The following is an 11,982-nucleotide window of genomic DNA, read 5'->3' as shown; positions in this document are numbered from 1 at the left end:
GGCCTGCACGGAGGGGGCGAGACCGAGGGCGGTGGCGGCGACGGCTGCGGTCGCTGCGAGGAGATGGCGTTTGTTCACGAGGTGCTCCTTTGCACTCGGGGTGCGGGCGGAGCCGAAGACGGATCGAGCGGTCCGCTTCTCCGACCGCGACGGCGGGAACGCCGATGCGGGCAGGCTAGGACCGCGGGCGCGCGATGTCCAGGTGCTGGGGATCGATGTCCCCTCGGCGGGGACGCGTCACTCCTGGACGCGTCACTCCTGGGCGCGGTAGTCCGCCCGGTACTGCGACGGGCTCGTGCCGGTGACGGCGCGGAACTGGCGCGAGAAGTAGAAGGCGTCGGAGTAGCCGACCGCGCGGGCGATCTCGGCGACGGAGTCGTCGGTCGTGACGAGGAGCTCGCGGGCGCGCGCACTGCGCAGCCGCTTCACGTACTCGACCGCGCCGAGTCCGGTCGCGCGGGTGAACAGGGCAGAGAAGTGCGAGGGGCTGAGGCCGGCGAGGGCGGCGAGCTCGGTGAGGCTCGTCGGCGAGGCGAAGTGCTCGCGGAGGTGCTCCTGCGCCAGGCGGATGCGGTCGCCGGACTCGACGGGTCCGCGGGAGCGGTCGGCGGCGAGCTGCGCGAGGAGGTGGAACGCGGCTCCGCTCGCCCGGTACAGGCTCGAGGCGGTCTCGTCGCGCTCGAGCGCGAGGACCGCCTGCTCGATCAGGGCCTTGGCGGCGAAGGCGTCCCCCACGGGGACGACCGGGGAGGAGGAGTCGCCGAGCACGGCCCGGACGAGGGCCGGCGCGTCCGCTCCCCGCACGTGCAGCCACCAGATCGACCACGGGTCGGCGGGGTCGGCCCCGTAGCGGTGGGGCCTGCCGGCCGGCACGACGACGGCCTGGCCGGCGGTCACGGGGAACGTCGCCTCGCCCGTGCGGACCCCTCCGCGACCGGCCGTGCAGAGGATGACGATCGCCTCCTCCGCGCCGTTCGGCCTGCTGCGGCTGTGCGCGAGCGCGTGCGGGAAGTGTCCAGCATCCGTCACGAGGAGCCGGTCGGTGATCGGCTCGGTCAGCGCCCGCTGCACCAGTGGAGCCGGGAGGACCCGCAGTCTCTGCCCGAGGAACCCGTCCGTCATCGTCACGGAACCGAGTGTAGGAGCACCGGAGGATCGTCCAGCAGGGCCCGTCCGATCCGCCATGGGATCGGCGCGGACCGCTGCCTAGGCTGGCGCCATGACGGCTCCGAGCTCCGCCCTGCACCCCGACTCCCGCTACTCCCCGGTCCCGCTGCCCGCCCACCTGCCCGAGAAGCTCACGATCACGCTCTGGGACTTCTCCTGGTACGTCCGCACCGGCCCGGGCGAGCCGTTCGAGGACCTCGACGCGGCCTTCGCGGGTGCCGTCGAGCGCGGGTACAACACGATCCGCATCTGCGCGATGCCGTTCCTCCTCTTCGGCTCGGGACTCGACACGAGCGCGCTGCGGCTCGGCCCGCTCGGCGGCGACTACGCGCAGCGCGTGCGCTGGTACGACGTGAAGGCGGAGACGGTGATCGACGGCCGAGCGCACCTGCTCGCACTGCTCGAGGCCGCCCGCCGGCACGGCGTCTTCGTGATCGTGTCGTCGTGGGAGTACCAGCAGTCCTCCTCCTTCGCCCTCGAGCGCGACTGGTTCGACGCCCTGATGGCGGTCGACCCGGAGGATCGCGCCGTGCGGCTCGCCGAGGCGCAGGCCGCCCTCGTCGCGTTCGCCGCCGAGCACGGGCTCGACGACCGCATCGCCTACGTCGAGCTGCACAACGAGGTGCAGGCCGGCCACCTGACCGAGGGGCTCGACGTCGACCTCGCCGACATCGACGCGGCGACCGTCGCGCTCACTCCGCGACTGACCCGGGGCATCGACCGGTTCCACGAGCTCGCACCGGGCATGCCGTGCGCCGTGAACTACGCGCACGTGCCCGTGGGCGGCATGCGCGGGATCCCGTGGAACTCGGACGTGCTGGCGCTGCACCCCTACATCTACGGGGTGCTCAACGAGATGATCCGCGAGTTCGGCCTGCGCGGGCCGCTCGAGGGGTTCGAGCAGGAGCGCGCCGAGCGGGCCTTCCTGCTGCTCGGGGCCCCTCCGATCGCGGAATGGACGCTGCCGCCCGAGTCGCAGTGGAAGCTGACGGCGACGATCGTCGGCCGGGGCGAGATCTACGCGCACGACTGGGGCGACGCCTCCGCGATCGACCGCTGGCTCGAGGAGCACTACGACCGGCATCACCTCGAGATGCGCTCGACGCTGCGCCAGTGGATCGCGGTCGCGGCCGACCACGCCGCGATGCGGGGCGTTCCCCTCGTCTTCGGCGAGGGCTGGGTCGGCTACACGCCGCTCGAGGGGCGCTTCGAGGAGGGGCCGATCGGTGCCGAGTACTGCCGGCTCGCGATGACGGAGTCGCGGCGCGTGGGCGCGTGGGGCTCGATCGTCTGCTCCAACGCCGCTCCGCAGCACCCGATGTGGGACGACGTCGCCCTGCAGCTCGAGTGCAACGCGCTGTTCACGGGGGAGTAGCGCCCGCGCGGCGCCTCCCCCTCACTCGCGGTGGAACAGCAGCAGCTCGGGCAGGCTCGTCGCGAAGTAGTCGGTCGAGCCGTCCTCGCGCACGGCGGCCGGCGCGGTGAACTCCGGTCGTGCCTCGCCGAGGCTCGCCGGGGGAGTGCCCAGCGGCAGGCCGAGGGCGGCGCGGGCGGCGTCCCAGGCGGCCAGGGCACGTCCTTCCCCTCCCTCCCAGGGCTGGAAGCGCCGCGATTCGAGCAGGCTCAGCGCCTCCGCCGCCCGGCCCGCCGAGGTCAGCAGCTCGGCGTAGCCGACCGTGAGGTCGTCGCGCGAGAGCACGAGGGGCAGCTCGCGTTCGAGCCGGTCGAGCCGGTCCTCGTGCCCGAGGCGGGCGGCGAGCTGATCGAGCTCGTAGAGGATCCGCGCGTCGTCGGGGGCGAGCTCCCGCGCGCGGAGGTACGACGCCCACGCGGCGGCGTCGTCGTGCGCGTCGTTGCAGGCCGAGAGCCCCGCGTTGCGGTGGGTGACCGCGTCGGTGCTGCCGCCCTCGATCGCGCGGCGCCACTGCTCGGCCGCTTCGCTTTGGCGGCCGGCGTCGTAGAGGAGCATGCCGAGCAGCGAGCGCGCGCGGGTGTCGGAGGGATCCGCCGCGATCGCCGCGGTGAGCGCGTCGTGCGCATCGAGGCCCGCGGGGAAGGCGCGCACGGCGTCGGCCGCCGAGGCGTCCCGGCGCGCGAGGGCCGCCTCGTCGGCGAGCCCGCGCCGCTCGAGGACGTGGCCGAGCAGGTAGCCGGCGATCGCCGCGGCGCTGCCGGCTCCCTCCGGTGCCGGCGCCCCGTGCAGGACCGACGCGAGCAGTCGCTCCGCCTCGGCCGCCTCTCCGAACGACGCGAGGTCGAGCGCCACGTCGATCCGCTCGAAGGGGTCCTCGGGGTCGCGGCCGTCGAGGGTGCGGGCGAGCTGATCGAGCGGATCCGTGCGCAGCGTCTCGCGGAGCAGTCGCGTCGAGTCGTCGTCGCGACCGAGGGCGCGCAGGCACACGGTCGCGAGGGCGCGGGCGCGCAGGTCGTCGGTGTCGAGGCGGAGGGCGGTGCGCAGGTCGTCGAGGGCGGCGGAGTGATCGCCCGCCGAGGCGAGCAGGCACGCGCTCTCGACGAGCGCGGCGTGCGCCCACTTGCCGTCCCAGGCGGCCTTGCCGAAGGCGGCGGCGGCCTCGCGGAGTCGTCCGAGGCGCACCAGGACGAGTCCGCGCAGGTGCATCGCCTCGGTGTCGGCCGGGTTGCCGTTCAGCGCGGTGAGTCGGCGGAGCGCGGCGTCGCAGTGCTCCAGCGCCTCGGTGTACTCGCCGCGTCGGTGGGCGTGGTCGGCGAGGGCGAGGTGGACCTGCGCGTGTCCGGGATCCCGGCGCAGCGCCTCCCTCCAGTAGGGCAGCGGGGAGCGGGTCGGGTGCCGGTACTGCGCGAGGTGGACGCCGATCAGATGCAGTTCGTCGACGGACGCGGCCTCCCGCGGTGACGGGGGCTCGGTCGCCGTCGCGGGCTCCTCCTGGTGAGCCGGCTCCGGGACCTCGTAGGCGAGCAGGGTCGCGCCCTCGGCGCGGACGATCAGCGCGAGGCCCTCGGGCCCTCGGCGCGAGGTGGGGACGTCGGCCACGAGCGGGACGCCGGGGGCGAGATCGACGGTCCAGGACTCGAGCACGGTGCCCGCCGCGTGCAGCTCGACGACGGCGCCGGGGTGCGACCGGGTGACCGCCACTCCGATCCGGATCCGGCCGCCCTCGACGTCCAGGTGCACGGCGGTCTCGCGGGTGGCCTGGTGCGCCACGCCGATGCCGCTGATCGGGAACCAGTACTGCGAGAAGGTCTTCGTCTCGCCGGGCATCAGCCACGAGAAGTCGGGCTGGTTGTCGGTGAAGACGCCCGCCATCAGCTCCACGTAGGGTCCGTCCTCGTCGGTCAGCTGCGCGTCCCAGGCGTGGCCGAAGGGTGCGTCGCCCCAGGTCCACTGCTTCTTCCCGGGGGCGAAGCGGCGGTCGGCCCAGTGCACGAAGCCCGCTCCCGCCCGGTGGTCGTAGCCGCCGAAGAACGAGTCCTCGGTGCGCAGCACCATGTAGGAGGTGGGGACGGGGATGTTGCGGTAGAAGTCGAGGCGGTCGGCCCCGGGCTCGTCGGCGGCCCTCGCCGGGTAGTCGACGCCGTAGTAGGGGCGGTCGGCCGCGGGGAACGCGGTGATCGCCCGGCGCGCGTGGTCGGCGACGTGCTGCACGTCGCGCGGGAAGAAGGACTGGTAGTCGTCGTGCACCCGCGCGGCCACGTTGGCCCACCAGAGGAACGTGCGGCGCTCGCGGGTGCGGTTGTGCAGGCGCACGTCGAGCTCGACGACGCTGGATCCCGGGCGCAGGCGCACGCCGTGCAGCCCCTTCATGCGGCTGAGCGGGTCGTGGTCGCCGCACCACACCACGACGGAGCCGTCCTCGGCGCGCTCGATCTCGTGCCGCGTGGGGAGGAAGGTGCCCGGGCGGTGGTGCTGCGGCCAGTTGAACTCGACGCCGCCGCTGATCCAGGGTCCGGCGAGGCCCACGAGGGCGGGCTTGATCACGCCGTTGCGGTAGAAGAAGTCGTATCCGGTCGTCTTGTCGTGGCCGGAGTGGATCCGCCCGCCGAGCTCGGGCAGGACGACGACCTGCACGAACTCGTTCTCGAGCACGACGGCGCTCCAGTCGCGATCGACGGGCTCCGCGGCGATGCGGTCGATGAACGGCAGCGGGTACACGCGTCCGCTCGAGCCCTGGTAGACGCGGCGGTCGAGGAACATCGGCAGTCGGCTCGGCTCCTCCGGCGCGGAGGTGGGCAGTGTCAGCACGGTCTGCCAGACGGCGGCGCCGCCCTCCGCGAGGACGGCGGCGGCCTCGGCGGGCGCGGGCAGGAGCGGGGAGGAGGCGGCGGTGGATCCCATGCTGCCGAGGCTAGGGAGGAGCGCGGCCGTTCAGGAATGGGCGGATCGGGTGCGGCCCTGGACGATCCTCCGGTCCGGCCGCACCCGCCGTCTCTCCTCCCCTTCCCGCGCTCCGGCGAGTTGTCCACAGACGCACCGGGGGCCGCCCGCACCACACTCGGATGGTCACTACTCTCCTGCCACGGGGCTGAAGCGGACCGTCGCCGGCGCGGATGCGCACGAGCGGCTGAGGAGAGGACTACGGATGAGTCGAACGGAACGATCGGGGCGGGCCGGCCGTCGGAGGGGTCGCCGACGGGTCGCCGCGACGGCGACGGGCTGCGCTCTCGTCGGCGGGCTGCTGGGCTCGGGAGCGCTCGCGCTGCCCGCCGCGGCCGCGGGAGACCCCCCGCGGACCACGATCGAGAACACCCTGCTGCACGGCGGAGCGACGAACGAGGGGGTCACGACGGTCTCGGCCTGGCTCCGCGCCGGCGAGGTGCTGCAGGTCGATCTGCATCCGCTCAAGGGCGGCTCGGGATCGGGTGAGGGCGAGACGGGAGGCGGGACGGCGGCGATCACGGCGCCCGACGGCTCGGTGCTCGACTCGCAGGTGTTCCCGCGGGGCGCCCCGCCCGCGACATCGGCGGGCGGGTCCTTCGTCGCGGAGCGGACGGGCGAGTTCCGCGTGAGCGTCACCGACGACGACGTGACGACCCCCGTGAACCTCGTCTGGAGCGTCGGGGTCGCGTCGTCGTCCGGCGCGGCGATCGCGGGCAGGGTGTGGTCCACGTCGTACGGGATCCAGTCCGGTGCCCGCGAGAGCTACGCGAGACCGGAGCAGCGCGCCTCCTCCTTCACCCTCCACGCCGTCACCGAGACGGGTGCGCGCTACGACATGACGCTGCGCGACTACGACGGAGTCGCGTCCACGCTGCAGGCGACGAACAAGGGCAACGTGCGGGTCGGCTCCTCCGACCCCTCGTACCTCTCCGTGCCGATGCCGCAGTCGAGCGAGGCGGGAGGGATCGGCGCGCAGTACCTGCAGCCGTCCGGCAGCACCGGTGTCGCCGGGCTGCAGACGTACAGGCTCTTCCTCGATCCGCCCTCCGCCGACCTGCCGGCCTCGATCGCGCCGGCCTACGAGGCTCCGACGATCGGGTCGCTGGCCTACCGCCGAGCCGGTTCCGGGTCGAACGCCGGCACGCTCACCGGGGTGCTGGGCACCCAGCCCGGCACGGTGGCGGTCGACATCGACGCCGACGGCGACGGCGCCTACGACGGGGAGCGCGACGTCCACCTGTCCGAGATCCTCGCCGAGCCCGGTGCGTTCTCGGTCGACTGGAACGGCCTCGACGCGCACGGCGACGCCGTCGACACGGCCGATCCGGACGTCCGGTTCCGCGCCTCGATCGGCCGCACCAACGAGTTCCACTTCACCCGCGTCGACGCCGAGACCTCGGTCGGCGGCGTCTCGATCCTGCGCTCGAGCGGCGGCGGCGGCGATCCCGCCTCCGTGCACTGGGACGACTCGCTCCTCGCGGGATCGAGCTCCGAGCGCTACTCCGTCACCGCGCCGACCGTCTCCGGCGATGCGGGGGCCGATTCGCGCGGAGGCGTGCACCGCTGGCGCAGCGACGACTCCGGCGCCGGTCGCGCGCCCAACGCCAACGACTCCGTCCACGGGTCCTACGGCGATCTCCGCGCGATCGACGACTGGTCCTACGGGGCCGACGGAGCGGTCGCCGAGGCGGGGCTCGGAGCACTGAGTCCCCACGTCACGATCGCCAAGACCTCGTCGGTGCCGTCCGACGTCCCGCTCGCGCCGGGCAGCCGGGTGCCCTACCGGGTCGCCCTCACCTCCGACGGAACGGGCGACGTCGTCGACGCGGCGGTCGTCGACCACCTCGAGGAGGGGGTCCTCGACGACGCCGATCTCGACGCGGCGTCGATCCGGACCTCCCACGGCACCGCGTCGGTCGATCCCGCGACAGGGCGCATCGACTGGGCCGCGGGCACCCTGCCGGTCGGCACGGTCGCCGAGCTCCTCTTCGACGTCGTGCTGCACGTCGGGGGCGACGGCGACCGGGCGCTCGTGAACACCGCCTGCCTCGCCGGAGCCCCGTTCCAGCCGTCGGAGTCGACCGTCGGCACCGACGCGAACCCGTGCGCGACCGTGCCGCACACCGTCGGCGAGGCGCGGCTCTGGCTGCGGAAGACGGCGTCCCAGCCCTCCGCCGAGCACGGCGGCACGGCCGGCTTCGACGTCGTCGTGGGCAACTCCGGCACCGTCGACGCCGGCGGGGTGACGGTGACGGACGTCCCGGCCCTCGAGCACCTCGCCGACGCCGTGATCGAGAACGGCGCCGGAGGGACGCAGCCGGCCACCGAGCCGGTCACGGGCCTCCGCATCCCGGCGGGAGGGCGGATCGTCCTGCACGTCAGCGGGCGCGTGGCCGACGGCTACGACGCTCTCACCCTGCCCAACCGCGCCTCGATCACGCAGCAGCCCCCGGGCTTCGAGCCGCCCGTCGTCGAGGACCCCTGCGCCGACGACCCCACGTCCTCCTGCGCCCGGATCCCCGTGCCCGGAGTCGAGGGGCGACTCGAGATCGTGAAGACGGCGCTGAAGGACACCGTGGCGCACGGAGGACGCGCGGGCTTCGAGATCGTCGTCCGCAACACGGGAGCGCGCCCGGCCGAGGGCTTCACCCTCGTCGACGTGCCGACGCTCGCCCACCTGTCGGGAGTGACGCTCTCGCAGGACGGCGGCCCCGCGAGCAGCGACCTCTCGGTCGAGGGCCTGAGCCTGGCTCCGGGCGCCTCGACGACGTTCCGGGTCACCGGTCGCGTGGCGGACGGGGTCGACGCCTGGACGATCCCGAACCGCGCGCGGATCGACGCTCTGCCGGCGGGCTTCGCGCCGACCGCGGTCGGCCACCCGTGCGCCGACGAGGCGGCGGCGTCCTGCGCCGGGGTCGTCGTGCCGCCGGTGGGAGTGGTCCCGACGGTGATCGCCTCAGCCGGCGCTCTCGCGTCGACGGGCGTCGCCGGCGGAGCGGGAGCGCTCGGAGCGGGGGTGCTCCTGCTGACCGGCGGCGGGCTCCTCCTCGCCCGTCGACTCCGCTCGACCTCGCAGCCCGCGCGCCCGTGACCGATCGGATCCCCGGCGCCTGCGGACGCCGGGGATCCGATCCTCCCTCTCCACCCGCTACTCGAAGGCGACGATGACCTCCCCCTCACCTCTTCCGCTCCACGTCACCGAGCGCTTCCCGCTTCTCGGCGGGCTCACCGGCGTCAGCACCTGGTCGGCGCCCGACCCGGAGCGCCTCGAGCAGCTGCTCCGGACCCGCGTCGGCCACGCGCACCCGGATCGCGAGCCGCCGCGGCGACTGCACCTCGTCACCGCGTCCGTCGTCCTCATCGAGGAGTGGCGGGCCGGGGAGCTCCGTCCGGTCGATCCCGTCCGAGAGGCCCGCACCGACGTCCGCTGGGCTCGAGCGCTGCAGCGCTCGCGCCGGCCGGCCTGGCTCCGCCGCCTGGTCGGACCCGCCGATCTCGCGGATCCCGGTGCTCCGCACGCCGTCGCGCGGCGAACGGAGCGCCACCCGGCCGACCGGAGCGGCGGATGACGTCAGTGCCCGAGCGTCCACTCCACCGTCGCCGGCCCCGGTGTCTCGCGACCGTCGGCCACCAGCACCGCGCCGTCGGGGACGTCCACCACCACGGACTCCCGGTCGGCCGCGACCACGAGGTCGCCGAACGGGGTCGGCACGACGGCGGCCGCCCACTCGAGGTCGCCGAGCTCCGGGTCCACCGCGATGCGGGACCAGCCGTCCGCGAGCGGTGCGACGCCCAGCACGAGCTCGGGCAGCAGCGCGGCGGGGCCGGCTCCCCAGGCGTGAGCGAGACTCCTGCCGAAGGGCCGGCCGTACATGGCGAGGGGCTCGCCGTCGCCGGGGAACTCCTCCCAGAAGGTCGTCGCTCCCGCGTCGAGCATCGGGGTCCAGCGCGAGCGGAGCAGTTCGACCGCCTCGCGCCGACGACCCGCGGCCCCGAGAGCGCGGAGCGCGAACGCCGCCATCCAGGGCGTGCGCGGGCGGGCCGTCCGGATCGCCGCGACGACCGGCTCCGTCGGCTCGATCACACCGGCGAGCAGGCCGAGGAAGCACGTGTGCGGGTCGTCGACGCAAGGTGTACCCGGGTGCTCCTGGGGGTCGTCGAGGTACCGGCTCCACGCGCCGAGCGCGCGTGCCCGCTCCTCGAGCGTCGAGCGGAGGGTCGCGGCGAGGTCCCGCCAGCGGCGCTCGCCGAAGTGCCCGACGCGGGAGAGGAGATCCGCCCCTGTCGAGAGCGCCCAGAACCAGAGCACCTGCAGAGCGGTCGAGTCGCGTCCCGGCTCGGGTTCGACACCCCAGTCGATCAGCACCGGGCCGGTCTCCTCCGAGAAGCCGCCCGGTCTGCGGGGCCGCAGCACGCCGTCCGGTCCCGCCTCCTCGGCGAGCCGCTCGAGGAACGCGTGGACGCCCTCCGCCTCGCGCTCCAGGTGCTCGCGCTCGCCGAAGAAGTTCTGCAGGAACCCCTGTCCGATCACCCACCAGAGGGAGTAGTCGGCGAGCCCGTTCACGTACCCGCGGCGCTGCCGCCCCAGCGCGACGAGACCGTCCCGCACGATCCCCGGGTCGGCGACCGTGTACGCGTTCACAGCGGTGGCGAGCGCCTGATCGCCGATCCACGGCAGGCGGTCGCGCTTGACCCCGTCGAGTACGAGCCCCTGGAGGCAGGTGCGCAGGGTCCACGACGCGACGGCGGCGATCCGAGTCAGGCCCTCGTCGGAGCAGGCGAACGCACCGGCCGCTCCTCGCGACGGCCGGATCGAGGCGTCCACCGCGGCGTCCGTCACCTCCGCGTCGTGCACGGCGAGGAAGCGGAAGCCCAGCCGGTGCCGCGTGGTCCAGCGTCCGCCGCCCAGGTCGACGAGGTCGTGCCGCGTCTCGGGCACGGCGTCCGAGAGCGCCTCCTCCCGCGACTCCCCGCTGACCAGACGCGGGGTGCCGGAGCAGGTGAGCACCGGGCGGCCGAGCAGGGTGCGGCCCGCGTCGAGCAGTCCGTCGCTCTCGACCAGCGGCAGCCTCACGACGGGCTCGTCGTCGAGGTGCGGAGGAGTCGCGCCGCCGGGTCGCGCGCGCGCCGGCACCCAGCGGTCCCCGTCGAGGACCTCCCAGCCGGCCGGGTCGCGGACCGCCAGGGCGGCGGCTCCCTCCGCCCTGACCGTGACGACGAGATCCCGCCCGCCGGCGTCGAGCGCCGACCACCCGGTGGGGAGGGAGACGGCCAGCGCATCGACCGTCCACCCGCCTCCCGGGAGCAGCTCCACCGCACCGGCGCCGCGGAGCCGGAACGAGGTCCGCCCGTCCGGGCGGCCGTGATCGTCCGAGTAGTCGACGAAGCGGCCCGCCGCCCGTCCCTCGCCGACGATCCGCTCGAGGAGGCCGAGCTCGAACTGCGCCGGGCCGTAGAGCCAGGCGGTGCCGGCCGCCGACGCGGCGTGCCCGGGCGCCGGATCCGGGGAGACCGCCCGCGCGTGCGCGCGGATCTCCCCGGCCGTGCGCGGGGTCACCCCTTCACGGCTCCCGAGGTCATGCCCGCCACGATCTGGCGGTTGAAGAAGATGTACATCACCAGCGGCGGGATCGTGATGAGCAGCACGTCCATGAAGAGGAGGTTCCACGACGACACCGACTGCGAGGAGAAGTTGTACAGCGTCAGCTGCACGGTCGCGTTCTCGTCGCCCGGAAGGAAGTACAGGGCGTAGGTGAAGTCGTTGAACACCGTCACCGCCTGCACCACGATCACCGTCACGATGACGGGCTTCAGCAGCGGCAGCACCACGGTGAAGAACAGGCGGAACGGACCCGCTCCGTCGATCGTCGCCGCCTCGTCGAGCTCGCGCGGGATCGTCGAGACGAACGCGCGGAACAGGAGGATGCAGAACGAGAGGCCGAAGGCGATGTGCACCGCGATCAGGCCGGGAAGGGTCTTGAAGAGCTCCAGACCCTGCAGCACCCAGATCGTCGGGACGACGGCCGGCGGGATGATGAGGCCGGCGAGGACGAGTCCGTTGACGAGCGGGTTCCACTTGGAGCGGCGGCGCTGCAGCACGTATCCGACCATCGCGGCCAGGACCACCATGACCGCGACCGAGACGATCGTCAGGATCGCACTGTTCACGAAGGCCCGCAGCAGCACGAAGTTCCGGGCCGAGACGACCTCCTGGAGGTTCTCGACGAAGTTCCACTGCGTCGGCATCGTGAAGCCCAGCAGCGACGCCTCCTGCTGCGTCTTGGACGCGGTGAGGACGATGAAGACGAACGGGACGATGAACACGATCACGGCGAGGACGATCGCGGTGATCCCTCCGCCCCAGCGCCACAGGCGGGAGCCGCGGCCGACACCGCGCTGGCGCACCTTCGCGCGGAGCGGGTCGGCCTCGAGAGGGGCGCTCGAGAGCGGGGCGGGGG

Annotated in this window: 7 protein-coding genes; 3 read left to right on the top strand and 4 right to left on the bottom strand. The window is 74.0% G+C overall.

What is annotated here, in order from left to right:
* Window positions 1-252: 252 nt before the first annotated feature.
* On the bottom strand, window positions 253-1,122 hold the full coding sequence (locus NB037_RS16465; RefSeq protein WP_251947673.1) for an AraC family transcriptional regulator: 870 nt from the start codon (window positions 1,120-1,122) through the stop codon (window positions 253-255).
* A 97-nt stretch (window positions 1,123-1,219) separates the two neighbouring features.
* Here NB037_RS16465 and NB037_RS16460 point away from each other — a divergent pair, with 97 nt between their 5' ends.
* Window positions 1,220-2,542 carry a cellulase-like family protein gene (locus NB037_RS16460; RefSeq protein ID WP_251947669.1) on the top strand — a complete coding sequence of 441 codons (1,323 nt, stop codon included), beginning with the start codon at window positions 1,220-1,222 and terminating at the stop codon, window positions 2,540-2,542.
* Window positions 2,543-2,563: 21 nt separating this feature from the next.
* On the opposite strand, the gene NB037_RS16455 is transcribed toward NB037_RS16460, so the two are convergent.
* The gene (locus tag NB037_RS16455) at window positions 2,564-5,482 is read right to left on the bottom strand and encodes a DUF5107 domain-containing protein (protein WP_251947668.1); all 2,919 of its coding nucleotides are present in this window, start codon (window positions 5,480-5,482) and stop codon (window positions 2,564-2,566) included.
* Between the two features lie 244 nt (window positions 5,483-5,726).
* On the opposite strand from NB037_RS16455, the gene NB037_RS16450 reads away from it, so the two are divergent.
* Window positions 5,727-8,615, top strand: coding sequence for a DUF7927 domain-containing protein (locus NB037_RS16450; protein WP_251947666.1), 2,889 nt, complete (start codon window positions 5,727-5,729; stop codon window positions 8,613-8,615).
* Between the two features lie 73 nt (window positions 8,616-8,688).
* Window positions 8,689-9,093: a hypothetical protein gene (locus tag NB037_RS16445; protein ID WP_251947664.1), complete on the top strand. Its 405-nt coding sequence runs from the start codon at window positions 8,689-8,691 to the stop codon at window positions 9,091-9,093.
* Window positions 9,094-9,095: 2 nt separating this feature from the next.
* On the opposite strand, the gene NB037_RS16440 is transcribed toward NB037_RS16445, so the two are convergent.
* Window positions 9,096-11,081: an alpha-L-rhamnosidase-related protein gene (locus tag NB037_RS16440; protein ID WP_251947662.1), complete on the bottom strand. Its 1,986-nt coding sequence runs from the start codon at window positions 11,079-11,081 to the stop codon at window positions 9,096-9,098.
* Window positions 11,078-11,896: a carbohydrate ABC transporter permease gene (locus NB037_RS16435; protein WP_251947671.1), complete on the bottom strand. Its 819-nt coding sequence runs from the start codon at window positions 11,894-11,896 to the stop codon at window positions 11,078-11,080. Before NB037_RS16435 ends, NB037_RS16440 begins: the two co-directional genes overlap by 4 nt.
* Between the last annotated feature and the right edge of the window lie 86 nt (window positions 11,897-11,982).

Source organism: Rathayibacter rubneri (assembly GCF_023743255.1).
Taxonomy (GTDB): Bacteria; Actinomycetota; Actinomycetes; order Actinomycetales; family Microbacteriaceae; genus Rathayibacter; species Rathayibacter rubneri.
The sequence above is the reverse complement of the archived record's forward strand: the minus strand, read 5'-3'. Positions and strand labels throughout refer to the sequence as shown.